The organism is Roseomonas indoligenes, assembly GCF_017813365.1.
Taxonomy (GTDB): Bacteria; Pseudomonadota; Alphaproteobacteria; order Acetobacterales; family Acetobacteraceae; genus Roseomonas; species Roseomonas indoligenes.
In genome coordinates, this window is sequence record NZ_JAGIZA010000002.1 from 128,682 (window position 1) to 151,294 (window position 22,613).

Consider the following 22,613-nt stretch of genomic DNA (forward strand, 5'->3'; position numbering starts at 1 on the left):
TGCGCGGCCAGTGCAGCTTCATCCGCGGGGGCCAAGGATGGCGAGCGGTCCGCGCCAGGGTGCCGTGGCCGCATCGTACAGGGGAGCGGCCCCTTGGGGACTTGCTTGCGTGGGCCGCCCACCGGCCCAGCCACGGCCGACGCTCCATGCCGGGGCAATGGGGCTGCCCGAAGGCGGGATTGAGGCGGGGGGCGGGAGTTAGGCCCGTATCCGGTCGATGATCCGGCGGAGGGCGGTTGCCCCGTCCATTTCCTGCCGGGCCCGCCGGGCATGGCCTGAGCGAAGGGAGCGCTGGCACTGCTCCAGAAGCCGGCTGATCGTGCGCTCCAGGGCTGTTATCGCATCGTCCGGCATTCCAGTCTCCATCGGACCGCCGCGGCAAGCGGCCCCAGGGGATGAACGTCTGGACCGGGGGCGAGGGTGCATCAGCCGGTTCGATCCACCGCTTGGCAAGGACAGGATCAAACCCGGCCTGTGAGCGTCCTGCGGCTGCAACGCTTCGCCGCGGCGAGACAGGGCCGGTGATTGCCTCCTGCCCCCCCCTCAGGTCCTGCACGCCGGTGAGACGAGACCCGCGTGAGCAAAAGGGGCTGCCAGGCGTCCCTGGCAGCCCCTCTCGGGCCAATCGAGGCCCAGGCCCCAGGACAAGAACCTGGGCTATCGGTGGCGCGGCTGGTTACGAGTGCTGGCCGAAGCCGCCGGTCGCACCGCTCAGCGCCAGGAAGTTCTGCTGGGGGTTGGCGACGGGGCTGGCGAGCGGGGTGCGGCTCTCGGCGGCGGTCCAGCGGCCGGAGGCGGTGGCGCCCTCGGGCACGCGGTCCTGGTCGGCGAAGGCCGGGGCGGCGAGGGAGCCGATCAGGGCGGCGGCGAGGGCGAGGGTGCGGAAGTTCATCATGGCGGCATGTCCTGGGTGGATGGGGCGGCGGGGTGCCGCTCTCCCTTGACCAGAAGATGACCCTGGGTGACCGCGGACTCCAACGCAGGTGGTGGATTCCAGATATTCATCGGGTGGATGAAGCTGAAGGCCGCCCCGCTCTCCCTTCGACGCCTCGGAGACCGGCAAGGGGCAGCCGGCGCGGCCAGAAAAGGTACAGCCCCGATGCGGAGCTCTAGGCCGGGTTGTCAGCCCCGATGGCGGAATAGGCTTAGACAAGCGACGGGAACTCAGCGGAGGATACCGATCCGGCACGAGACCGGGCGGGAGGACAGCATGCTGGGCCAAGGGATTTTCGGGAGCCGCGAGACGGCTCTCCCGGGGGAGGTCGCCGTCCATCTTACGGAGGATGATGGGCGGCAGCTGGTCGGCGTCGTCGTGCCGCCCGGCAGCCATTGCGAGCTGTCGCAGAGCGGCGATCTGCCCAGTGGGCCAGGGCTCGTCCAGCGGGCCGCGGCCCTGGCGATCAACGACGGCATCAGGAAGGCCCAGGCGCTGCAGGCACCGCTCGTGATCATCGACCCGTTCGGGGTCTGGGATCCCGCCTGGGGCGAGTTGCGCTTCCACTGAGCATCCGGGGCAGGCTCGCGCGCGAAAGGCTCTCTCGCCGGCCGTCGCGGCGCAGGGCCGCATGCTGCTGCCCTCGCTGGTGACGGCGCTGTCCGGGCCCGCTCTACCGACCGGGCCAGGGTGCGGTTACCTTCCGGGCATGCCCACAATCTTTCGCCCGATGCGGCCCTATGGCGTCTCGATGACGCCAGGTAACAGCTCCGACGCCCGGCCATCCGGTGCTGCCGCATGACAACGCCTGCCGAGACCGACTTCGACGACTGGATCACCGCCACGCACCGCGCGGCGGGCGACTTCACCGTGCTCTTCGTGTTGATGCGGATCACGGATCGCACGGTGGAGCCGCTGCGCTCCGCCTGGCTGCACGTGATGGGCGACGAGACGCGCTGGCCTGACATGGTCGCGCTGTTCGCCGGCGCGAAGGTGCCATGGGACGCCGCCGTGTTCTTTCGCGCCGGGCGGGAGGGGCTGGTGCCGGATGCGGAGGCGAGGGCGCGGCTGCAATCCCTGACGCGCAAGCTGCACGAGGATCGGTCACTGATCGGGGAAGGCGAGTTCTTCAACGCCGAAGGGCTCAGGCTCCGGCTCGAGGAGCAGAAGCCGCACTGAGCGGATACCCCGCAGCGGGGATCCGCTCAGCCCATGGCTGCCTTCAGGCGGGGCGGGGAACGGCCTGCCGCGCCAGCAGCTTCCAGCCGCCCGCCTGCTTCTGGAAGACCAGCAGCACGCCGATCCGCACCGTGCCGGGCTTTCCGCCATCCGCCGTATCGGCGGAGAGGATGTGACGCACCATCGCGACGTCGCCGGAGACGGCGACCGTCTGCTCCGTCAGGGTGATGGTGCGGAACACGCTCCGCCCCTCCACGATAGCGGCGACGAACTGCTCCTTGTTCTCCACGCGGCCGGAGGAGTGGCCGTAGGTCAGCGCATCGGCGGCGATGGCTTCCAGCTTCGCGCGGTCGGCCGAGAGCATGGCCTGGCGCAGCGCCTCCACGGCCTCGGCGACGCCGGACTGATCGCTCGTCTGGGCGGCCAGGGGGGCCGCGACGAGCAGGGCAGCGCCGAGCGCGGCGTTGAAGCCGACCTGGCGGCGGGACTGGGACATGGACGATTTCCTCCTGTGCTCTGGGGCACCGGCCGGAGGCTAGGAGGAAGTTGCCCGCGCCGCTACCGGCCCGGTGTCAGCAACTGGCCCGGGCGCGCATCGGCGCGCCGATCGGGTCCAGCCCGCGCGAGGTCGGCGGTTGCCAGGTGGCGGAATCCCCCGAGGCCCCGGCGGGGTTGTTGCCGATATAGGAGCCGCCCGTACCGCCGCTCCAGCCCGTGGAGCCGGCGCTGCCGGGCGCCGTGCCGTCGCGCGCCGAAGGGGCCGGCCCCGTGGCCTCCTCGGCCTTGCCGCCGGCATTGCACTCCGAGCCGGCCGTGCTCTGGGCGGAGGGCGGCTGGCCCGGCCGGGTCGCGGCCTCCTGGGCCGCATTGGCGACCGAGTTCTGCGCCCCGGCGGGTGCCGCCAGGGCCAGCCCGGCCAGCATCGCGATCATCCCTGCCCCAAACCGCATCGTGCCGCTCCCGTCTCTCATGCCAGCTGCAACGCGCGGGGGCGCGTCAGGTCACGACCACCCGCGGCGCGCCGGCCTCGGCGCTGCCGATCCGGCGGGCCAGGGGATAGCCGGCGGCGGCGATGCGGGCCAGCACCGCATCGGCGGCCTCCGGCGCGCAGGCGACAAGGAGTCCGCCGGAGGTCTGGGGATCCGTCAGCAGGGCGCGGTGCCAGTCCGGCAGGCCGGGCGGCAGTTCCACCCCCGCGCCGTAGCTGTCCCAGTTGCGGTGGGAGGCGCCGGTGACGTGCCCGGCCTGCGCCAGTTCCCCGGCGCGGGAGAGAAGGGGGATGGCATCCGCCGCGATCCGCAGCGCCACGCCCGATCCCCGCGCCATCTCCAGCCCGTGGCCGAGCACGCCGAAGCCCGTGACATCCGTGATGCCGTGCACCGCCGGATCCTCGGCCAGCTCCGCGCCCACGCGGTTCAGCAGGGTGGTGGAGGCGATCATCTCGTCATAGGCGCCGTCGGGCAGCACGCCCTTCTTGATGGCGGCCGAGTAGATGCCGACGCCGATGCCCTTGGTCAGGATCAACGCATCGCCGGCGCGCGCGCCCGTGTTCCGGCGCACCTTGGAGGGATGGATAATGCCGATGACGGCGAGGCCGTAGACGGGCTCCGGGCAGTCGATGGAATGCCCGCCCGCGACGGGAATGCCCGCCTCCGCGCAGACGGAGGCGCCGCCCGCCAGGATCTCCCGCACCACCGCCGGGTCCAGCTTGTTCACGGGGATGCCGAGGATAGCGAGAGCCATCACCGGCTTCCCCCCCATGGCGTAGACATCCGAGATGGCGTTGGTCGCGGCAATGCGGCCGAAGTCGCGCGCGTCGTCCACCATCGGCATGAAGAAGTCGGTGGTGGCGATGATGGCGATCTCGTCGTTCACCTGCCACACCGCCGCGTCGTCGGAGCTTTCGGTGCCGACGAGGAGCTGGCTGAAGGGCGCGGCCATGGCCTGCCCCGCCAACAGGTTCTGCAGCACCGAGGGCGCGAGCTTGCAGCCGCAGCCGCCCCCATGCGCGAGTTCCGTGAGGCGGATTTGCGGGGCGGCGTCCATGGCGTCCTCCAGTCCTGGCATGACGGGCGGGGTTCTACGCCGCCGGGCGGGCCTGCTCCAAATCCGCCGATGCCGCCTTGCGCCCGCGCCGCCTGGACAGGCGGTCCAGCAACTCCGTCGCGGCGGCCAGCTGGCCGGCGGCATCCCTGCTCTCGCGCGGCAGCACGATCCGCTCGCCGCGCCGCTCCAGGGGCGGTTGCACCGCGGGCGGCTCGCCGCGGAACGCGGCGGCCACGGCGCTGGGGCCCACCTTCAGCTCCGCGATCCCCAGGCGGCGGCAGCGCAGCCGCAGCCCGGCCAGGGCGAGGAGGTTGGCCAGGGCCTCGGGCGGCGCGCCGAAGCGGTCCTCCACCTCCTCCGCGAAGTCGCCGAGCGCCACGGCATCGCCACGGCGGAGGATCGAGGCCAGGCGGGCATGCAGCTCCACCCGCACCGCCTCCTCCTCCACATGCTCGCGCGGGATCGCGGCCTGAACGCCGATGGAGAGCTGGGGCGTCCAGTCCTCCGCCACCTTTTCGCCGCGCGCCTCGCGCAGGGCGCGGTCCAGAAGGTGCTGGTAGAGGTCCAGGCCGATGAGCTTCACGTGCCCGGCCTGCTCGTCCCCCAGCAGGTCGCCGGCGCCGCGCAGGTCCATGTCGCGCGCGCTGATGGCGAAGCCGGCGCCCACGCGGTCATGCGCCTCCAGCGCCTTCAGCCGCTTGAGGGTGAGGGGGGAGGGCGGGTCGGCCGGATCCGTCATCAGCACGATGCTGCCGCGCACCCGCCCGCGCCCGACACGGCCGCGCAGCTGATGAAGCTGGGCGATGCCGAAGCGGTCCGCGCGATGCACCAGCATGGTGTTGGCGCGCGGCACGTCCAGCCCGGTCTCCACGATGTTAGTGGAGAGCAGCACGTCGCCGTCGCCCTCGGCGAAGCGGACGAGGGCGGTGTCCACCTCCTCCGCCGGCATCTCGCCATGGGCCTCGATGATGGAGAGGTCCGGCAGCAGCTCCTCCACGCGTTTCCGCATGGCCGGCAGGTCCTCGATGCGGGAGAGGACGACGAAGCTCTGCCCGCCCCGCCGCTTCTCCCGCATCAGCGCCTGGTGCAGCACGGCGTCGTCCATCGGCACGTGGATGGTGTGGATGGGCTGCCGCCGGCCCGGCGGCGTGGCGATAACGGAGAGCTCCTGCAGCCCCACCAGCGCGGATTGCAGGGTGCGCGGGATGGGCGTGGCCGTCATGGAGAGGAGGTGGGTGCTCGCGCCCAGTTCCCGGGCGGCGGCCTTCTGCTTCGCGCCGAAGCGCTGCTCCTCGTCGATGACGAGGAGGCCGAGATCGGCGAAGGACACGCCCTTCGCCGTCAGCGCCTGCGTGCCGATCACGATGTGCACGCTGCCGTCCTGCAGCCCGGCCTTCACCGCCTTCGCCTCGGCGGGCTTGGAGAGGCGGGAGAGCTGCTCGATCCGGATCGTCTTCCCGTTCACCTTCATCCCCGCGAAGCGGCGGCGGAAGGTGGTGAGGTGCTGGCGCACCAGAACGGTGGTCGGCGCCATGACGGCCACCTGCTTGCCGGCCATCGCCGCCACGGCGGCGGCGCGCAGCGCCACCTCCGTCTTGCCGAAGCCGACATCGCCGCAGACCAGCCGGTCCATCGGGCGGCCGGAGGCGAGGTCGGCCAGCACGGCGTCGATCCCCTCCTCCTGGTCCGGCGTCAACGCGTAGGGGAAGCGCGCGGCGAAGCGGGCATAGGCGCCGGCGCGCGGGCGCAGCACGGGGGCGGAGCGGGCCGCGCGCTCCCGCGTCATGCCCTCCAGCGTGCGCGCCGTGGCGGCAACCTGCTCCTCGACCTGCGCCCGGCGCTTCGGCCAGGACTCCCCGCCCAGGTGGTCGAGCGAGACGCCCTCCGCCTCCGCGCCGTAGCGCCAGAGGCGGTCCATCTCGTCCAGCGGCACCAGCTGCTTCGCGCCGCCGGCATATTCCAGCACGAGCGTGTCCAGCGCGGCCTCGCCGGCCTGCACCGTCTCCACCCCACGCAGGGCGCCCAGGCCGTGGTCCAGGTGGATCACCGCGTCGCCGGGCTGCAGGGCGGTGCCCATCAGGCCCAGGGCGGCCTGCGTCTCCGCCTCGTGCTTGCGGGCGGCGGCGGGGCGCACGTCGCCGGGAGCGATGACGACGATACCTTCCGTCTCGACCCCGGTGTCCAGCATCCCGTCCAGGAGGCCGAACCGGCCGGGCGGGGCGGCGCGGAGCGCGGCCCAGTCGGGGAAGCGATCCGGTTCCCAGCCCAAGCGCTGGCGGACCAGGCGGGACAGGGCGCGGCCGCGGCGGCTCTCCCGCCCGGCCAGGGCCACGCGGTCGCCCTCGGCGACGCGCGCCTCCAGGAAGGAGAGGAAGGCCTCCTCCGGCTCCTGTTCCTCGATGAAGTGCGGGACGGTGCCTTCCGGCTCTTCCGGCGGCTCGTCCAGGACGGTCACCTCGCGGGCTTCCATCGCCTCCGTCCAGGCCCGGTCGTCCAGGTAGAGGCTGACGGGGTCGGAGGGGCGGCGCGCGCCTTCCTCCAGGGGGGCGAGGGTGATGCGGGCGCGATGGGCGTCCGTCACCTCCTCCCAGCGCTGCGGACGCAGTTCCTTCACTTCCGCATCGAGGGAGACGGGCGCGCCGGGAAGCAAGGCGAAGGGGGTGACGAGGTCGGGGTGGATCTCCGCCAGCGCGTGCTCCAGACCGGGCGTGTGACGCTCCTCGGAGTCCTCCGGCCAGACCACCTCTGAGGCCGGGCCAAGGATGACGGCTTCCGCCTCGTCCTCCAGGCTTCGCTGCGTCAGCGGGTCGTAGTGGCGGATGGAGGCGATCCTGCCCTCCGCGTGCTCCACCCGGCAGGGCAGGATCTCGCCGTCGGGGGGATAGACATCCAGCACGCTGCCGTGCAGCGCCGCCTCGCCCGGCTCGTCCACCCGCTCGTCCAGCACGTAGCCCAGGCGCTCCAGCGCGGCCTGCAGCGCGGGGATGTCCAGGGGATCGCCGCGGCGCAGGGTGAGTTCGGCATAGGCATCCGGCGGGGGAAGGCGTTGGGTGATCGCCTCGATGCCCGCGATCAGCAGCACCGGGCGATCGCCCCGGGTTGCCAGCGCATGCAGCACGGCCATGCGCGCCCCCATGGAGCGGCGGGAGGGCGAGGCGCGGTCGTAGGGCAGGCAGTCCCAGCCCGGCAGGTGCAGCACGGCCAGCCCGGGCGCCAGGGCGGCGGCGGCGCGGGCCAGGCGTGCGGCGCGGGCCTCGCTGCGCGCCACATGAATCGCGGCGCCCGCGCCCTCGGCGCGCTCCACCAGCCCGGCGGCCAGAAGGCCTTCCGGTTCCGCCGCCAGCGCTGCCATGCCCATCCCCCTGATCGTCCTGAACTCAGGTCCAGAACGCGGGAGGAGCGGGAAGGGTGTCAGCGCTCTGTGCAGTGAAACGCTTGGCGCGCGCTAACCGGCCCCGTTCTGGCTGAGGGACACCAACTCCACCCCATCCTCCACCAGTTCGCCTGGGGCGCAGAGGATGGCGGATACGGTGCCCTCGGCGGGTGCGGTGATGCGCATCTGCACCTTCATGGCTTCCAGGACCAGCAGCACGGCCCCGCGGACGACGGCCTGACCTTCGGTGACGAGCACCTCGAGCACGCGTCCGGGCATGGGGGCGAGGATGCGGCCGGCGGCGGGACCTTCCCCGCCCGCCGGGGCCAGGGGGTCGATCGCGCGCAGCGCGTGGGAGGAGCCGGGCAGGAGGACGGTCAGCCGGTCCTCCGCGCGCAGCACGCGGGCGGAGAGGGCGCGGCCGTCCACCCGCAGGAGGATGCGGCCGTCCGGAGCTTCGGCGGCGGCGACCTCGGCGGCGCCGTCCGGCAGGTCCAGGCGGAAGCCGCCGTCCCGCGGGTGGGCGCGGAGGGTGTGGGTGGCCTCGCCATGCCCGAAGGTGAAGTCCTGGTGGCCCGCCCCGTTCAGGCGCCAGGCGGTGGCGCTGCCCCAGGGCGAGTGGGGGTCGGCCGCGTCGGCGGGCGGGGCGGCGGCGCGGTCCAGCAGCAGCCGGGCGACGGCCGCGGCCAGGGCGGCGCGGGGGGCGGGGCCGGCGGGCGCGAGCAGGGTCTCGGCGTGGCGGGCGATGAAGCCCGTGTCGAGCGCCCCCTCCCGGAAGGCGGGCTGGGCGACGATGGCGCGCAGCAGGGCAAGGTTCGTGGCGGGGCCGGACAGCTCCGTCGCGTCCAGCGCGCGGGCCATGCGGGCCACCGCCGCCGCCCGGTCCGGGCCATGGGCGATGATCTTGGCGATCATGGGATCGTAGTGGACCGTCACGGCATCGCCGCCACGGATGCCGGTGTCGATGCGGATGCCCTCGCCCTCGGGGAAGCGCAGATGCTCCACCCGCCCGATGGAGGGCGCGAAGTCGCGCGCCGGATCCTCGGCATAGAGGCGCACCTCGACGGCGTGGCCGCCGATGCGGAGATCCTCCTGGGCCAGCGGCAGGGGCCCGCCGGCGGCGACGCGGAGTTGCCACTCCACGAGGTCCTGGCCGGTGATCGCCTCCGTCACGGGATGCTCCACCTGCAGGCGGGTGTTCATCTCCATGAAGGCGAAGGTGTCTCCTTCGGCAATAAACTCCACAGTGCCGGCGCCGACATAGCCGATGGCGCGGGCGGCCTCGCAGGCGGCGCGGCCCATGGCCTCGCGCCGGGCCGGGTCCATGCCGGGGGCGGGGGCCTCCTCCACCACCTTCTGGTGGCGGCGCTGGATGGAGCAGTCGCGCTCGAAGAGGTGGACGGTGTTGCCCTGATTGTCGGCGAAGACCTGGATCTCGATGTGGCGGGGCTGGGTGAGGTAGCGTTCCAGCAGCACGTGGTCGTCGCCGAAGGCGGCGCGGGCCTCGCCCTTTGCGAGCGCCAGCGCCTCCTCCAGCCCGGCGGGGTTCTCCACCACCTTCATGCCCTTGCCGCCGCCGCCCGCGCTGGCCTTGATGAGCAGCGGGTAGCCGATGCGGTCGGCCTCGGCCCGCAGCCTGGCCGGGGCCTGGTCCTCCCCGTGATAGCCCGGCACCAGCGGCACGCCGGCCCGCTCCATCAGCGCCTTGGCGGCGGATTTGGAGCCCATGGCGCGGATGGCAGACGGCGGCGGGCCGATGAAGGTAATGCCGGCCGCCGCGCAGGCCTCCGCGAACTCCGCATTCTCCGAGAGGAAGCCGTAGCCGGGGTGGATCGCCTCCGCGCCGGAGGCGAGCGCGGCCTCGATGATGGCCTCGATCCGCAGGTAGCTCTCCCGCGCCGGCGCGGGGCCGATCAGGCGCGCCTCGTCGGCGAGCGCGACGTGCATCGCGCCCGCGTCGGCCTCCGAGAAGACGGCCACCGTGCGGATGCCCAGGCGGCGCGCGGTGCGGATGACGCGGCAGGCGATCTCGCCGCGGTTGGCGATGAGGATGGTGCTGAACATCTGCGTCACATCCGGAACAGGCCGAAGCCCGGTGCGCGATCGGCCCAGCGCGGGACCGGCGCGTTCAGCGAGGCGGAGATGGCCAGCGCCAGCACGGTGCGCGTCTCCGCCGGGTCGATGATGCCGTCGTCCCAGAGGCGGGCGGTGGCGTGATAGGGGTGGCCCTGGGTCTCGTACTGCTCGCGCAGCGGGGCCTTGAAGCGCTCCTCCTCCTCGGCGGGCCAGGTGCCGCCCCTGGCCTCGATCGCGTCGCGCCGGAGGGTGGAGAGGACGGAGGCCGCCTGCTCCCCGCCCATGACGGAGATGCGGGCATTGGGCCACATGAAGAGGAAGCGCGGGGAATAGGCGCGGCCGCACATGCCGTAGTTGCCCGCCCCGAAGGATCCGCCGATCACCACCGTGAACTTCGGGACGGTGGCGGTTGCGACCGCGGTGACGAGCTTGGCGCCGTCCTTGGCGATGCCGCCGCTCTCGTATTTGCGGCCGACCATGAAGCCCGTGATGTTTTGCAGGAAGACCAGCGGGATGCCGCGCTGGCAGCACAGCTCGATGAAATGCGCGCCCTTTTGCGCGCTCTCGCCGAAGAGCACGCCGTTGTTGGCGAGGATGCCGACGGGATAGCCGTGCAGCCGCGCGAAGCCGGTGACGAGGGTCGGGCCGTAGAGCGGCCTGAACTCGTCGAACTCCGAGCCGTCCACGACGCGCGCGATCACCTCCCGCACGTCATAGGGCTGGCGCAGGTCGGCGGGGATCAGGCCGTGGATGCCCTGCGGGTCGTGCAGCGGCGGGCGCGGGGGGGCGAGGTCCAGCGTGGCGGGCTTGCGGGTGTTCAGCCCGGCCACGATGCGGCGGGCGATGCCGAGCGCGTGGGCGTCGCTCTCCGCGATATGGTCCGTCACGCCGGAGATGCGGGAATGGACCTCCGCGCCGCCGAGCTCCTCGGCGGAGACCACCTCGCCCGTCGCGGCCTTCACCAGCGGGGGGCCTGCCAGGAAGATGGTGCCCTGGTTGCGGACGATCACGCTCTGGTCCGACATGGCCGGCACGTAGGCGCCGCCGGCGGTGCAGCTGCCCATCACGACCGCGATCTGCGGGATGCCCCGGGCGGACATGTTGGCCTGGTTGAAGAAGATCCGGCCGAAATGGTCGCGGTCGGGGAAGACCTCGTCCTGGTTCGGCAGGTTGGCACCGCCGGAATCCACGAGATAGAGGCAGGGCAGGCGGTTCTGCTCGGCGATCTCCTGCGCGCGCAGGTGCTTCTTGACCGTCAGGGGGAAGTAGGTCCCACCCTTCACCGTGGCGTCGTTCGCCACGATCATGCACTCGCGGCCCTCCACGCGCCCGACCCCGGTGATGATCCCGGCCGAGGGCACCTCGCCGCCATAGAGGCCGTGGGCGGCGAGCTGTCCGACCTCGAGGAAGGGAGAGGCCGGATCGAGCAGCGCCCGCACCCGCTCCCGCGGCAGCAGCTTGCCGCGCGCGAGGTGCTTCTCCCGCGCCACAGCCCCCCCGCCCTCCCGAACCCGCGCCGCCTGGACACGCAGGTCCTCCACCAGCGCGCGCATGCGCGCCGCATTCTCCGCGAACTCAGGCGAGCGCGAGTCCACGGCTGTCTGCAAAACCGGCATCAGGTGGCGCCGGAACGGAACAGGTGGACAGCGGCCAGGGGCCGGTCCTGCCGGCGGCTCTGCGAACCCATTCGTTTCCCCCAAGGTCTTCCCGCGCTCACCAGGCCCGTTCGTGCCCTCGCGCTGCGAAGGAGTTGAACCCGCGCCTGGGGACTGTGCAAGGGCACTGCCCTATTGCCACGCCGCCCCGGCCCCCAAGGACCGGGATTGAACCTCCAGCCCGCCTTTGCCGGCCAGACGCCGGGCAGGCGGATTTCGTTCGCGGATCGTGATCATCTTACACGGGTTCGTGATTGGCAGCTCCCGGAACCGGTCCATCTACCTTGGTGAACGGGACGGGACGCTTTTTATGTCGATGACGGGTACTGGGCGCCGGCTGGGCATCGCCGTGGTGGGACTGGGTGGTGCGGTCGCCACGACGGCGGTTGCGGGAATCGAGGTGATCCGGCGCGGTGCGAACCGTCTGGATGGACTTCCGCTGGCGGATGTTTCCGTTCCCGGGCTCGTCGACTACCGCGACATCACCTTCGGTGGCTGGGACCTGGACGGCTCCGACCTGGCGGCCGCTGCGGGCCACCACCGCGTGCTGAACGACGCGCAGATCGCCGAGACGGGCGAGGCCCTCTCTGCGATCCGGCCCTGGCCCGCCGTTGGCAGCGGCTCCTTCTGCCGCGGCGTGGACGGCGCCAACAAGCATGAGGCTGCCGGGCACCGCGCCGCGATCAAGGCCATTTCCGACGATCTTCGCCGCTTCCGCGAGCGGAGCGAGGCAGACGGGATCGTGATGATCAACCTCGCCTCCACCGAGCGCACGCCGGGTGATGACGAGGCCCTGAACTCGCTGGACGCCTTCGAGCGCGCGCTGGACCGCGACGACCCCTCGATCGGGCCGGCGATGCTGTATGCCTATGCGGCGATCGAGAGCGGCGTGCCCTATGGCAACTTCACGCCCTCCCTGGCGGCCGATGCGCCGGCGCTGAAGCAGTTCGCGAAGCAGCGGAACGTCCCCATCGCCGGCAAGGACGGCAAGACCGGCCAGACCATGATGAAGACGGTGCTGGCGCCCGCGCTGCGGTCCCGCGCGCTGCATGTGGACGGCTGGTTCAGCACGAACATCCTGGGCAACCGCGATGGCGAGGCGCTGCGCGACCCCGGCAGCCTGGCGTCCAAGCTGGACACCAAGGGGAACGTGCTGGACAGCATCCTCGGTTACCATGTCGAGGACCACGTGGTGGACATCCGCTACTATCGCCCGCGCGGCGACGACAAGGAGGCCTGGGACAACATCGACGTCTCCGGCTTCCTCGGCCACAAGATGCAGATCAAGGTGAACTTCCTCTGCAAGGACAGCGTGCTCGCCGCACCGCTGGCGCTGGAGATCGCGCGCGTGCTGGACCTGGCGCAGCAGCGCGGGGATGGCGGCGTGCAGGAACAGCTCTCCCTGTTCTTCAAGGCGCCGATGGTGGCGAACGGCCACGCGCCGGAGCACGCTTTCCACGCGCAGGAGACGATGCTGATGGACTGGCTGGGGGCGCCGCAGGGCTTCAACCAGTGAATGACGGGATCGCGCCGGCGGCGGAAACGCTGCCGGTGCGCATCCTCGGACCGTTCCGTGAACTCGGCGAGCTGAAGCGCATCCGTTCGGCGTTGCAGGAGGGCTCGATCGCCGAGCGCCTCTTCGCCGCCGCATGGGGCGCGCTGGTCGCGGGGCAGGAGCTGGGGGCGGTGATGCGTGCCACCACGGCCGCCGCCCTTGCGGCCACGCGGCTGGGCGATATCGACCGCGGCGTGCTTTCCGCGATCGGGGTAGAGGGCGATGAGGCGCAGGCCATCATCGACCGCGCCGTGGGCGAGGCCGCGGAGGAACTGCCTCCGGAGGCGCTGGACGGGCTGCGCGGCGCGCCCTTGCTCACGGCCGGTGCGGCGCCGCCCTTCGTCACGAAGCTGGCCCGCCAGCCCCGCGCGGGCGTGACCTGCCCGGGCAAGCCGCGCCTGCTGCTGGAGCCGCCGGAGAACCACGCGGAGCACTGCCTGATAACGGCCGTTTACGGCGTGGTTCTCTCGCCCTTCTATGGCGCGGGATCGGAGGCCGTGTTCCTCGCCTCCCTGGCCCACCACCTGCACAACGCGCTCATCCCGGATTCCGGCTTCGCGGGCGAGGTCCTGCTCGGCAAGCACCTGGAGCCCGCCTTCGCACGGGCGACGGAACTGGCGCTGGCGGAACTGCCCGCTGCCCTGGCCGATCGCGTGCGAAAGGCCCGCGCGATCCTCCCCGATGCGGAGACGCCGGAAGGGCGCGCCTTCCACGCCGCTGACACGCTGGACCGCGTGCTGCAGATCGAGCAGCACCTGCGTGCGGGCAAGGCGACGATGCACTACGTGCTGCACGACATGGAACTGGTCCATGCCGGGCCCGTGCGGGTCTTCCAAGACCGGCTGCTCACCGCCATGGGCCTTTCGGCGTGACGCCTGACACGGCCCATTCCCTGTGCGACGCGGCCGGCCGGCGCTGGCCGGTGATCGATGGCATCGCCTTCGCCCGCGCCTCCCGCCCGGAATTGGCCGATGCGGCGCTGGCGCGGCTGGATGCGGGGGACCGGGACGGTGCCCTGGTGCTGCTGCTGGCCGATCAGGATGACTGGTGGCGCGGCCCGACGGCCGACGAGGCCTCGCTCCGCGCACTGGTGCGGGACCGGGCACGGCTGACGCTGCGGGAGGCGATGGCGCATCTGTCCTGGGGACCGGTGGGTGACTACTTCGCGCATCGCTGGAGCGACCCGACTTTCCTGGCCGGCCTCGCGCTGATGGAGGCGCACTGGACGGCGCCGCGCACGGCTTTCGAGCTGGCCTGCGGCATCGGGCAGTATCTACGCGCCCTGTCCCAGCGCGGCGTGGCCGCGGCGGGGGCGGATGTGGTCTTCGCCAAGCTCTGGGTGGCGCGCCACTGGGTGGCGCCGGACGCCGAACTGATCTGCCTGGACGCCTCCGTCACGCCCTGGCCGCTGGCGGAGGAGCGCCGCTTCGACCTCGTGGCCTGCCACGACGCCTTCTACTTCCTGGAGCCGAAGGGTCCGATCCTCGAACGGCTGCGGCGGCTGGCCGGGGAGGGGTGGCTCGCCATCGGGCATATCCATAACCGCGAATGGCCGAACCTCTCCGCCGGTTCCGCGGTGACGGCGGAGGAACTCGCAGGGCTGTTCCCCGATGGCACGGTGTATGACGATGCGGAGCTGACGCGCGCCGCCGTCGAGCGTCGTGTGCCGCATTCCGCGCCGCCGGGCGCGCTCACGGGCGCAGAGGCCTTCTCGGTCGTGGCGGGGCCGGGCGTTGTGCCGGCGCGACCGATCAGCGGTGCCCTGGCGCTCCCGCCGGAGGGTGCTGCGCTGCGCCGCAACCCACTTTACCGGGGCGATGCCATCGCCTGGCCATCCGAGCGCTATGAGCGCGAGTACGGGCCGCGCGCCACCTATCCAGCCCGCCCCACCGCCCCGGAACGCGCCACCGCCGGCGCCGCCACCGCGGAATGGGCGATGCGGCGGGAACTGCTCGACCTGCCGGAGCGCTGGTGATGCCGGAAGCGCCACTGTCCGCGCGGGACATCGGCTGGGGCATCGTCGGTTACGGCTGGGTGGCGCGGGACTACGCCGCGCCCGCGATCCTCGCTGCCGGGCACGCGGTGCGCGCGGTCTGCGACCCCACCCCCGCCGCGCTGAAGGCGGCGCGGGCCGCGCATCCCGGCGCGGCGCTGCATGCCAGCCTCGCCCCGATGCTGGAGGATCCGGAGGTGGAGGCGATCTACGTCGCCACGCCGAACCACCTGCACCGTGCCGCGGTGGAAGCCATCGCCGCGGCCGGGAAGGCCGTGCTCTGCGAGAAGCCGATGGCGGCGACGCTGGAAGACGCCGAGGCGATGGCGGCCGCGGCCGAGGGCGCGGGCATCCTCTACGGCACCGCCTTCGATCAGCGGCACCATCCCGCGCATGAGGCGATCCGCGCGGCGGTGCGGGGCGGCCTGATCGGCACGCCCACGGCCATCCGCATCGCCTATGCCTGCTGGCTGGGCGCGGACTGGACCGTGACGGGGGAGGGCGACAACTGGCGCGCCGATCCCGCCCGCGCCGGGGGCGGCGCGCTGATGGACCTGGCACCGCATGGGCTGGACCTCGCCGAGTTCCTGCTGGGCGAACGTATCGAGGAGATCGCGGCACTGACCCAGCGGCGGGTGCAGTCCTATTCCGTGGACGACGGCGCGCTGCTGATCGGGCGCACAACGGGCGGCGCGCTGGTGCAGCTGCATGTGGCCTATAACTGCCCCGATGCCCTGCCGCGCCGCCGGCTGGAGGTTCTCGGCAGCACGGGCCAGATCCTGGCGGAGAACACGATGGGCCAGGATGCCGGCGGCCGCGTGACGCACACGGACGTGGCGGGGCGCAGCGCGCCCTTGGACGTGCCGGACGCCGATGCCTCGCCCTTTGCCCGCCAGATGGCCGCTTTCGGGCGCGCCCTGTCCGGCGGCGACCGCGCCACTTTCAGCGCGGCGCGCGACCTGCACACGATGCGCCTGCTGCACCGGGCCTATGCGGAGGATCCGGCATGCCGCTGACACCCTGGGCCTGCGCCAATTGCGGCTTCTGGCAGAAGCATTTCGAGCCGCGCGGCTGCCCGGTCTGCGAGGACACGCGCAACGACCTCCCGCATGACGGGTGGCACTTCCTGAGGGAAGAGGAGGTCGCGGCCCGGCTGACCGGCTCGTGGAAGCGGCTGGACCGCGACATGGTGGCCTTCAACACCAGCCCGGGCTTCGGGCTGAATGGCACGGGCTGGCTGCTGCTGCACGAGGACGGGAACACCGCCTTCGAGGCCGCGCCCTACTACACGCCCGACATGCTGGAGGAGATCCGCCGGCTGGGTGGCATCCGCTATCTCGCGGCCAGCCATTGCCATGGCTACGGCGCCTTGTGGCAGCTGCAGGACGTGTTCCAGCCGGAGGTGCTGGCCATCCAGAAAGATGACCTGCGGATGACCAAGGCCTTTCGCGTTACCTGGCCCTATGACGAGGCGCTGGAGCTGCGGCCCGGGCAGGTGCTGATGCATGTGGGTGGCCACTACGAGGGCCAGGCGGTGCTGCACGACGCGGCGCGGAACACGCTGTTCTGCGGCGATGCCTTCAAGGTGGACCAGGGCGCCGATGGCGAGAACCTGGCCGTTTCCACCCACAAGGCCTTCCACAAGGACATCCCGCTCTCGCCGGGCGAGGTGCGGAAGTACCGCGAGGTGATCGGGACGGTGGAGTTCGACACGGTCTGCACGCCCTTCGAGCACGCGCGCGGCATCACGCGCGACATCGCACTGGCGGTGCTGGACGACCAGCTGCGCGGCCCGCCCGGCGTGCGCCACATTCCCATGGACGAACTGCGCCGCCGCGCTGGGGAGAGAGTTGTATGAGCGACGAGCTGCGCCGGGTGGCGGATGCCTTCCGCGCGACCATGCCGGAAGGCGCCCAGATCACGATCTTCCGCATCGACCACCTGGACCGCACCGGCATCCCCGTGGTGCAGGCCAACCTGATCCTGGACGACGAGCCGGCCACCACGGGCTACGGCTACGGCTTCACCGAAGTGGAGGCGGAGGTCGGCGCGCTGGGCGAGCTGTGTGAGGAGGTCCATTGCGGTGCGGCGATCAAGGTGCTGCCGCGCGTGACCGGCAGCTACGCCGAACTCTCCCGCACGCGCGCCGTGGCCGATCCGCTCACCCTCTGCCTGCCCGCCGGCTGCGACTACACGCCGGAGACGGAGTTGGCCTGGGTTGAGGCGCAGCGCTGGCCCTCCGGCGAGACGGTGCTGGTGCCGCGGGAATGGGTGGCCGCCTATCCCTACCAGCTCGGCGAGACGCCGCGGCTGATCACGCCGATCACCAACGGGCTGGGCGCGGGCTTCGACATGGAGCACGCCATCGCCCACGGCATCATGGAGGCGCTGCAGCGCGACGGGAACGTCGTTTCCTACCGCGCGCTGGACCAGGGCGCGGTGGTGGACATGGATGCCGTGCCGGACGCGCAGGTGCGCGGGCTGCTGGACCACCTGAAGTCCCTCGGCATCGACGTGCGGGTGAAGCTCGCCGCGACCGATTTCGGCATGGCGAACCTCTATGTGGTCGGCGACGACCGCGGGCAGCCGGTGGCGCCGATCCAGATCACCTCCTGCGGCGAGGCGGTGAGCCCTGACCGCGAGCGGACGCTGCGAAAGGCGCTGCTGGAGTTCTGCGGCTCCCGCGCCCGCAAGGCGGCCACGCACGGCCCCATTCCCCTGCTGCGCCAGGCCCTGCCCGCCGACTACGTGGAGCGGCAGATCGGCGTGGCGGTGTATGAGGAGGAGGAGAACCGCGCCCTGGAGGCGATGGTGGAGTGGGTGGACAAGGACGCCTCCGTGCTGCGCGCGCGGCTGGAGAACAACGTCCTCTCCGCCCGCAGCCAGCGCCCCTTCTCCGCCCTGCCCACCGTGCCGGCCTCAGCGGTGGTAAACTCGAAGGACCGGCTGGCGCTGCTGCTGGAACGCCTCGCGGCGGAGGGGCTGGAGGTGCTGGTCGTCGATCTCTCCCCGGCCGACCACGCCATTCGCGTGGCGAAGGTGATCGTGCCCGGGCTGGAGAGCGAGACGATGAGCTATCACCGCATCGGCTGGCGCGGCGTGCGCCGCCTGCGGGACCGGAACGACCCGCTGATCCTGGATGCACCGCGCGAGGGTGCGAAGCGCGTGCTGCTGCGCCCGGAGGACGAGGCGCGCGCCGGCGGCCCGGCCTGGTTCGATGCCGCGCTGGCCGACCGGATCGTCGGCACGCTCTACCCGCTCTACCGGGAGAGCGGGACCTTCTCCGCCCAGCTCGCGCTCGCGGCGCGGCGCGGGGAGGCGGTGCCGGCATGACCCTGCGCTTCGCCTACAACACCAACGGCGCGGCCAACCACCGGCTGGCGGATGCCGTCGCGATCATCGCCGATGCTGGCTATGATGGCATGGCGCTGACGCTGGATCACCACCACCTCGACCCGATGGAGGAGGGGTGGGAACGGCGCGCGGAGGCGCTGGCGCGCGACCTCTCTGCCCGCAGGCTGGGCTGCGTCATCGAGACGGGCGCGCGCTACCTGCTGGACCCGCGCGCGAAGCACGAGCCGACGCTGCTGACGGCCTCGCAGGAAGGGCGGGACCGCCGCGTGGCCTTCCTGAACCGCGCCACCGACATCGGCGCGATCCTGGGCGCGGAGGCCGTTTCCTTCTGGGCCGGCGTGCCGCGACCGGGCGTGGAACGCGAGCAGGCGAAGGCTTGGCTGCGCGAGGGCGTGGCGCGGGTTCTCGAGCACGCGCAATCGCGCGGCGTGACGGCGGCGCTGGAGCCGGAGCCGGGGATGCTGGTGGAGACGGTGGACGACTGGTCCGCGCTGGACCTGCCCGGCCTGACCCTGGCGCTGGACCTCGGCCATTTGCTGGTGACGGGGGAGCGCGACCCGGCCGCGGCGGTCAGGGAATTCGCCCCGCGTATCGGCACGGTCGCGATCGAGGACATGGCGCGCGGTGTCCACATCCACCTTCCCTTCGGGGAAGGGCATATGGACATCCCCGCCTGCCTGGACGCGCTGGAGGGGATTGGCTTCTCCCGCCTCGTCTGCGTGGAACTCTCCCGCGAGAGTCACCGGGCCGACACGATGATCCCGCAATCCCTGCAATGGCTGCGGAACTGTCGCGCCGCGAGGGCCGCGTGAGGGTTCTCTTCCTCTCCCGGCGCTTCTTCCCTGCGATCAGCGGGATGAGCGTCTACGCCGTGAACCTGCTGCGCCAGCTCGTCGCGGCGGGGCATGACGTGACGATGGTCAGCCAGTATCGCGGCGATCCCGCGGGCACGAGGGTCTATGGCGGTGGTCTGCCGCCGGAGGTGCCGGGCGTGCGCGTGATCGGCCGCCGTTCCCTGGGCGAGGAGGCCTTCGCGGAACCCGGCGGCGCGGATTTCGAGCGCGACGTGGACGACATGGTGCAGACGGTCCTGGCCGAGCACGCGCGGGAGCCTTTCGACGTGCTGCACGCGCAGTACGGTTACCCGAATGGCTGGGCCGTGCTGCTGGCGGCGCAGAAGATCGGCGTGCCCACCGTGGTCTCCATCCAGGGCGGCGACGGGCACTGGGTGGGCTCCTGCTGCGAGACGCATCGGCAGGCCATGCTGCGCGTGCTGAACCACGCCGACCGGCTGCTGATCGGCTGCGACAGCTTCGCGCAGGAGGTGGTGGAGCGCCTGGGCGTCTCGCGCGACCGCTTCACCATCGTGCCCGGCGCAGTGGAGGTGGAGCGGTTCCATCCCGCCCCGGGCCATGTGCCGGGGCAGGCCGCCGATCCCGTGCGCCTGTTCTACCACGGCCGCGTCGATCGCCGGAAAGGCGCGCTGGACTTCCTCGACGCGCTGGCGATCCTGCGGGAGCAGAGCGTGCCCTTCGCCGCGACCATCAGCGGCATCGGTCCCGATCTCGATGCCTGCGTGGCGCGGGACGCGGAACTGGGGCTGGGCACGCGCTTCTCCGGCTATGCCGATTACGATGCGGCGCCGGCGCTGTACCGGGCGGCGGATGTCTTCGTCTCCCCCACCTATGCCGAGGGATTCTCCAACACCGTGCTGGAGGCGATGGCGAGTGGCCTCGCCTCCGTGTCGTGCGATGCCGTCGGCGTGCGGGACTGCCTCCGACATGAGGAGAACGGGTTGCTCTCCCAGCCCGGCGACGTGCCGGCCCTGGCGGAGAACCTGCGGCGCATCATCACCGATGCACCCCTGCGCGCGCGCTTGGCGGGGAATGCGCTGGAGGAGTGCCGCCGCACCTATTCCTGGGACGCCGTGGGCCGGCAGATCATGGGGATTTACGAGGAGGTGCGGGGCACAGCGCCCGACACGGGTTTCGACCCCGTCCTGCCGGTGTCGGAATGCCGCTTCCGCGCGGCGCCGCACCTGCTCTGATGCCCCTCGCCCTCGCGCTTTCCCCGCACCTGGACGACGCCGCCTTCTCGGCGGGCGGCGTGCTGGCGCGGATGGCGGGGGCGGGATGGGAGGTCCTGGTGGCGACGCTCTTCACCGCCACCGTGCCGAACCCGGCCGGCTTCGCCCTGGCCTGCCAGACCGACAAGGGCCTGCCGCCCGAGGCCGACTACATGGCCATCCGCCGCGCGGAGGACCTGGCGGCCTGCGCGGCCCTCGGCGCCCGCGCCATCCACCTTCCGCTGCGCGAGGCCCCGCACCGGGGTTACCACTCCGCCGCGGCCCTTTTCGCCGGGCCGCGCTCCGACGACATGGCGCATCTCCAGGCGCATGACGTGCTCACGCCTCTCCTGCGGGATTTGGAGCCGGCCCTGATCCTGGCCCCACAGGCGATCGGCGGTCATGTGGACCATGTGCTGACCGTGCGTGCCATCCAGTTGCTGGACCCGCGCGTCCCGATCCTGTGGTGGCGGGATTTTCCCTACATCACCCGCGCCGACACGCCCCGCCGCCCCTTCGAGGCGATGATGGCCCGCTTTCCCGAGATCGACCTGCCCACCGATCCGGCGAAGAAGCACGCGGCCTGCGCTGCCTATGCCACCCAGCTCGGCTACCAGTTCGGCGGGCCGGAGGGGCTGGCCCGTGCCCTGGTCGAGACGGAGGGCCACGAGCGTGCCCGTGTCCAGGGCGAGACGCCCGTGCTGGCGAGGGCCGCATGATGGCCGCCGGGCGCCGCGGCCCCCATGCGGGCGCCTTGTCCGACCCGGCCGAACTCGCCGCCCGCCACGCCCTGCTGCGCGACGCCCCGCACACCGCCCCGATCCGCGCCCTGGCCGGGCGCATCCGCGAGGCCACGGGCCGCCCCGTGCCGGAGCCCGACCCGCTGGATGGCGGCGCGGAGGCGCGGCTCCTCCTGCTGCTGGAGACCCCCGGCCCGCGCCTCTCGCACGAGAACGCCATCGTCTCCCGCGACAAGCCCGGCGGCACCGGCGCGAACCTGCGCCGCTTCCTGGACGCCGCCCGGATCGACCGGCGGGACATGCTGATCTGGAATGCGGTGCCCTGGATCATCCACGCGCCCGGCGCCCTCAACCGCGCCCCCCGCACGGCGGAGCTGCGCGCGGGATTGGAATGGGTGCCGCCGCTGCTGGAGGCGATGCCGAACCTCCGCGTCGCTGTGCTGGCCGGCCGTTTCGCCGCGGCGGCGGAGCCCATTCTGCGCGCCGCCCGCCCGGGCCTGCCCGTGCTGACCATGCCGCATCCCAGCCCGACCTATGTCTGCACCAGCCCCGCCGTGCCCGCGCGAATCGCGGAGACGCTGGAAGCCGCCGCGGCCCTGCTGCGCGGCGGGCGCGCATGACGGCCGTGCTCGTCACCGGCGGTGCCGGCTACATCGGCGGCCAAGCCGTCCTCGCGCTGCTGGACGCCGGCTATGCCCCGGTGGTGCTGGACGACCTCTCCACTGGATTGCGGGACGCCGTGCCGCCGGGCGTGCCGCTGGTGGTGGGCGACGTGGCCGATGCCGGCCTCGTCGCCCGCACCCTGCGCGCGCACCGGGCGGAGGCGGTGATGCACTTCGCCGCCTCCCTGGTGGTGCCGGAGAGCGTGGCGCATCCCCTGGCCTACTGGCGCAACAACCTGGCCGGAACGCTGGGCCTGCTGGAGAGCTGCGTGGCGGCCGGGGTGCGCCGCCTCGTCTTCTCATCCACCGCGGCCGTATACGGCATCCCCGAGGTGTTGCCGGTGCGGGAGGACGTGCCCTGCCGTCCCATCAACCCCTATGGCGCGAGCAAGCTGGCGGCGGAGCGGCTGATCGGCGACGCCTCCGCCGCGCACGGCCTCTCCTTCGTCGCGCTGCGCTACTTCAACGTGGCGGGGGCCGACCCCGCCGGGCGCACCGGCCGCCGCCGCCCGGCCGCCACCCACCTGATCGCCACGGCCTGCGACGCGGCACTGGGCCGGCGCGATTCCGTGACGGTTTACGGCGACGACTACGACACGCCGGACGGGACGGGGGTGCGGGACTATGTCCATGTCGCCGACCTCGCCACCGCGCATGTGGCGGCGTTGCGCCACCTGCTGGAGGGGGGCGGCAACCTGACGCTGAACTGCGGCTATGGCCGCGGCCATTCCGTGCTGGCCGTCCTGCGCGCGGTGGAGCGAGCGGCCGGGCGCTCCGTGCCGCACCGAATCGCCCCGCGCCGCCCGGGCGATCCGCCGGCGTTGGTCGCGGTGGCCGATGGCGTGCGGCAGATCCTGGGCTGGCGCCCGGTGCATGACAGCCTGGACCGGATCGTGGGCGACGCCCTGGCCTGGGAGGGTCGGCGTGCCGCCCCTTCGCTTCTGCCAGGCCGGCCGAACGCGCGCGCCCACGCGTGAGGAT

The 22,613-nt window shown here is 72.4% G+C and carries 20 protein-coding genes; 13 read left to right on the forward strand and 7 right to left on the reverse strand.

Annotated features, from left to right (window positions below):
* Positions 1 to 676: 676 nt before the first annotated feature.
* The gene (locus J5Y10_RS03010) at positions 677 to 895 is read right to left on the reverse strand and encodes a hypothetical protein (RefSeq protein WP_209370560.1); all 219 of its coding nucleotides are present in this window, start codon (positions 893 to 895) and stop codon (positions 677 to 679) included.
* 315 nt (positions 896 to 1,210) lie between these two features.
* Between J5Y10_RS03010 and J5Y10_RS03015 the strand changes: the two genes are divergently transcribed.
* Positions 1,211 to 1,504 carry a hypothetical protein gene (locus J5Y10_RS03015; protein WP_209370562.1) on the forward strand — a complete coding sequence of 98 codons (294 nt, stop codon included), beginning with the start codon at positions 1,211 to 1,213 and terminating at the stop codon, positions 1,502 to 1,504.
* A gap of 228 nt (positions 1,505 to 1,732) precedes the next feature.
* Positions 1,733 to 2,113 (forward strand): hypothetical protein, encoded by a 381-nt coding sequence (locus J5Y10_RS03020; protein ID WP_209370564.1) that lies wholly within the window; start codon positions 1,733 to 1,735, stop codon positions 2,111 to 2,113.
* 43 nt (positions 2,114 to 2,156) lie between these two features.
* On the opposite strand, the gene J5Y10_RS03025 is transcribed toward J5Y10_RS03020, so the two are convergent.
* The 6 genes from J5Y10_RS03025 to J5Y10_RS03050 all read right to left on the reverse strand — a co-directional run bounded on the left by J5Y10_RS03025 (position 2,157) and on the right by J5Y10_RS03050 (position 11,224).
* Positions 2,157 to 2,609, reverse strand: a complete 453-nt coding sequence (locus J5Y10_RS03025; protein WP_209370566.1) for a nuclear transport factor 2 family protein — start codon at positions 2,607 to 2,609, stop codon at positions 2,157 to 2,159.
* A gap of 76 nt (positions 2,610 to 2,685) precedes the next feature.
* Positions 2,686 to 3,063, reverse strand: coding sequence for a hypothetical protein (locus J5Y10_RS03030; RefSeq protein WP_209370568.1), 378 nt, complete (start codon positions 3,061 to 3,063; stop codon positions 2,686 to 2,688).
* Positions 3,064 to 3,109: 46 nt separating this feature from the next.
* On the reverse strand, positions 3,110 to 4,180 hold the full coding sequence (gene selD, locus J5Y10_RS03035; RefSeq protein WP_245214268.1) for a selenide, water dikinase SelD: 1,071 nt from the start codon (positions 4,178 to 4,180) through the stop codon (positions 3,110 to 3,112).
* A 13-nt stretch (positions 4,181 to 4,193) separates the two neighbouring features.
* A complete protein-coding gene (locus J5Y10_RS03040) occupies positions 4,194 to 7,511 on the reverse strand; it encodes a DEAD/DEAH box helicase (protein ID WP_209370569.1) in 3,318 nt (1,105 codons plus the stop codon).
* A gap of 93 nt (positions 7,512 to 7,604) precedes the next feature.
* Positions 7,605 to 9,596, reverse strand: coding sequence for an acetyl/propionyl/methylcrotonyl-CoA carboxylase subunit alpha (locus tag J5Y10_RS03045; RefSeq protein ID WP_209370571.1), 1,992 nt, complete (start codon positions 9,594 to 9,596; stop codon positions 7,605 to 7,607).
* A gap of 5 nt (positions 9,597 to 9,601) precedes the next feature.
* Complete coding sequence (locus tag J5Y10_RS03050) at positions 9,602 to 11,224, reverse strand: carboxyl transferase domain-containing protein (RefSeq protein WP_209370573.1); 1,623 nt, start codon at positions 11,222 to 11,224, stop codon at positions 9,602 to 9,604.
* 349 nt (positions 11,225 to 11,573) lie between these two features.
* Here J5Y10_RS03050 and J5Y10_RS03055 point away from each other — a divergent pair, with 349 nt between their 5' ends.
* Genes J5Y10_RS03055 through galE form a run of 11 tightly spaced genes read left to right on the forward strand, consistent with a single transcriptional unit; the run spans position 11,574 to position 22,609 of the window.
* Positions 11,574 to 12,779 (forward strand): inositol-3-phosphate synthase, encoded by a 1,206-nt coding sequence (locus J5Y10_RS03055; protein ID WP_209370575.1) that lies wholly within the window; start codon positions 11,574 to 11,576, stop codon positions 12,777 to 12,779.
* Entirely contained in the window at positions 12,776 to 13,690 is a 915-nt protein-coding gene (locus tag J5Y10_RS03060) for an HD domain-containing protein (RefSeq protein ID WP_209370577.1), read from the forward strand. Before J5Y10_RS03055 ends, J5Y10_RS03060 begins: the two co-directional genes overlap by 4 nt.
* A complete protein-coding gene (locus J5Y10_RS03065) occupies positions 13,687 to 14,793 on the forward strand; it encodes a class I SAM-dependent methyltransferase (RefSeq protein WP_209370579.1) in 1,107 nt (368 codons plus the stop codon). The genes J5Y10_RS03060 and J5Y10_RS03065 overlap by 4 nt, the downstream gene beginning before the upstream one ends.
* Entirely contained in the window at positions 14,793 to 15,827 is a 1,035-nt protein-coding gene (locus tag J5Y10_RS03070) for a Gfo/Idh/MocA family protein (protein ID WP_209370581.1), read from the forward strand. The genes J5Y10_RS03065 and J5Y10_RS03070 overlap by 1 nt, the downstream gene beginning before the upstream one ends.
* Entirely contained in the window at positions 15,818 to 16,669 is an 852-nt protein-coding gene (locus J5Y10_RS03075) for an MBL fold metallo-hydrolase (protein WP_209370583.1), read from the forward strand. The genes J5Y10_RS03070 and J5Y10_RS03075 overlap by 10 nt, the downstream gene beginning before the upstream one ends.
* Positions 16,666 to 18,144: a YcaO-like family protein gene (locus tag J5Y10_RS03080; protein WP_209370586.1), complete on the forward strand. Its 1,479-nt coding sequence runs from the start codon at positions 16,666 to 16,668 to the stop codon at positions 18,142 to 18,144. Before J5Y10_RS03075 ends, J5Y10_RS03080 begins: the two co-directional genes overlap by 4 nt.
* Entirely contained in the window at positions 18,141 to 18,977 is an 837-nt protein-coding gene (locus tag J5Y10_RS03085) for a sugar phosphate isomerase/epimerase family protein (RefSeq protein ID WP_209370588.1), read from the forward strand. The genes J5Y10_RS03080 and J5Y10_RS03085 overlap by 4 nt, the downstream gene beginning before the upstream one ends.
* Entirely contained in the window at positions 18,941 to 20,212 is a 1,272-nt protein-coding gene (locus J5Y10_RS03090) for a glycosyltransferase family 4 protein (RefSeq protein ID WP_209370590.1), read from the forward strand. Before J5Y10_RS03085 ends, J5Y10_RS03090 begins: the two co-directional genes overlap by 37 nt.
* Positions 20,212 to 20,949 carry a PIG-L deacetylase family protein gene (locus J5Y10_RS03095; protein ID WP_209370592.1) on the forward strand — a complete coding sequence of 246 codons (738 nt, stop codon included), beginning with the start codon at positions 20,212 to 20,214 and terminating at the stop codon, positions 20,947 to 20,949. The genes J5Y10_RS03090 and J5Y10_RS03095 overlap by 1 nt, the downstream gene beginning before the upstream one ends.
* Positions 20,946 to 21,590: a uracil-DNA glycosylase gene (locus J5Y10_RS03100; RefSeq protein WP_209370594.1), complete on the forward strand. Its 645-nt coding sequence runs from the start codon at positions 20,946 to 20,948 to the stop codon at positions 21,588 to 21,590. The genes J5Y10_RS03095 and J5Y10_RS03100 overlap by 4 nt, the downstream gene beginning before the upstream one ends.
* Positions 21,587 to 22,609, forward strand: a complete 1,023-nt coding sequence (galE, locus tag J5Y10_RS03105) for a UDP-glucose 4-epimerase GalE (protein WP_209370596.1) — start codon at positions 21,587 to 21,589, stop codon at positions 22,607 to 22,609. The genes J5Y10_RS03100 and galE overlap by 4 nt, the downstream gene beginning before the upstream one ends.
* Positions 22,610 to 22,613 lie beyond the last annotated feature (4 nt).

Coding starts and splice junctions, on each gene's coding strand:
- J5Y10_RS03015 (WP_209370562.1), top strand. CDS start 1,211: ATGCTGGGCCAAGGGATTTTCGGGAGCCGCGAGACGGCTCTCCCGGGG.
- J5Y10_RS03070 (WP_209370581.1), top strand. CDS start 14,793: ATGCCGGAAGCGCCACTGTCCGCGCGGGACATCGGCTGGGGCATCGTC.
- J5Y10_RS03055 (WP_209370575.1), top strand. CDS start 11,574: ATGTCGATGACGGGTACTGGGCGCCGGCTGGGCATCGCCGTGGTGGGA.
- J5Y10_RS03100 (WP_209370594.1), top strand. CDS start 20,946: ATGATGGCCGCCGGGCGCCGCGGCCCCCATGCGGGCGCCTTGTCCGAC.
- selD (WP_245214268.1), bottom strand. CDS start 4,180: ATGCCAGGACTGGAGGACGCCATGGACGCCGCCCCGCAAATCCGCCTC.
- J5Y10_RS03040 (WP_209370569.1), bottom strand. CDS start 7,511: ATGGCAGCGCTGGCGGCGGAACCGGAAGGCCTTCTGGCCGCCGGGCTG.
- J5Y10_RS03010 (WP_209370560.1), bottom strand. CDS start 895: ATGATGAACTTCCGCACCCTCGCCCTCGCCGCCGCCCTGATCGGCTCC.
- J5Y10_RS03085 (WP_209370588.1), top strand. CDS start 18,141: ATGACCCTGCGCTTCGCCTACAACACCAACGGCGCGGCCAACCACCGG.
- J5Y10_RS03090 (WP_209370590.1), top strand. CDS start 18,941: ATGGCTGCGGAACTGTCGCGCCGCGAGGGCCGCGTGAGGGTTCTCTTC.
- J5Y10_RS03030 (WP_209370568.1), bottom strand. CDS start 3,063: ATGCGGTTTGGGGCAGGGATGATCGCGATGCTGGCCGGGCTGGCCCTG.
- J5Y10_RS03020 (WP_209370564.1), top strand. CDS start 1,733: ATGACAACGCCTGCCGAGACCGACTTCGACGACTGGATCACCGCCACG.
- galE (WP_209370596.1), top strand. CDS start 21,587: ATGACGGCCGTGCTCGTCACCGGCGGTGCCGGCTACATCGGCGGCCAA.
- J5Y10_RS03075 (WP_209370583.1), top strand. CDS start 15,818: ATGCCGCTGACACCCTGGGCCTGCGCCAATTGCGGCTTCTGGCAGAAG.
- J5Y10_RS03095 (WP_209370592.1), top strand. CDS start 20,212: ATGCCCCTCGCCCTCGCGCTTTCCCCGCACCTGGACGACGCCGCCTTC.
- J5Y10_RS03050 (WP_209370573.1), bottom strand. CDS start 11,224: ATGCCGGTTTTGCAGACAGCCGTGGACTCGCGCTCGCCTGAGTTCGCG.
- J5Y10_RS03080 (WP_209370586.1), top strand. CDS start 16,666: ATGAGCGACGAGCTGCGCCGGGTGGCGGATGCCTTCCGCGCGACCATG.
- J5Y10_RS03045 (WP_209370571.1), bottom strand. CDS start 9,596: ATGTTCAGCACCATCCTCATCGCCAACCGCGGCGAGATCGCCTGCCGC.
- J5Y10_RS03025 (WP_209370566.1), bottom strand. CDS start 2,609: ATGTCCCAGTCCCGCCGCCAGGTCGGCTTCAACGCCGCGCTCGGCGCT.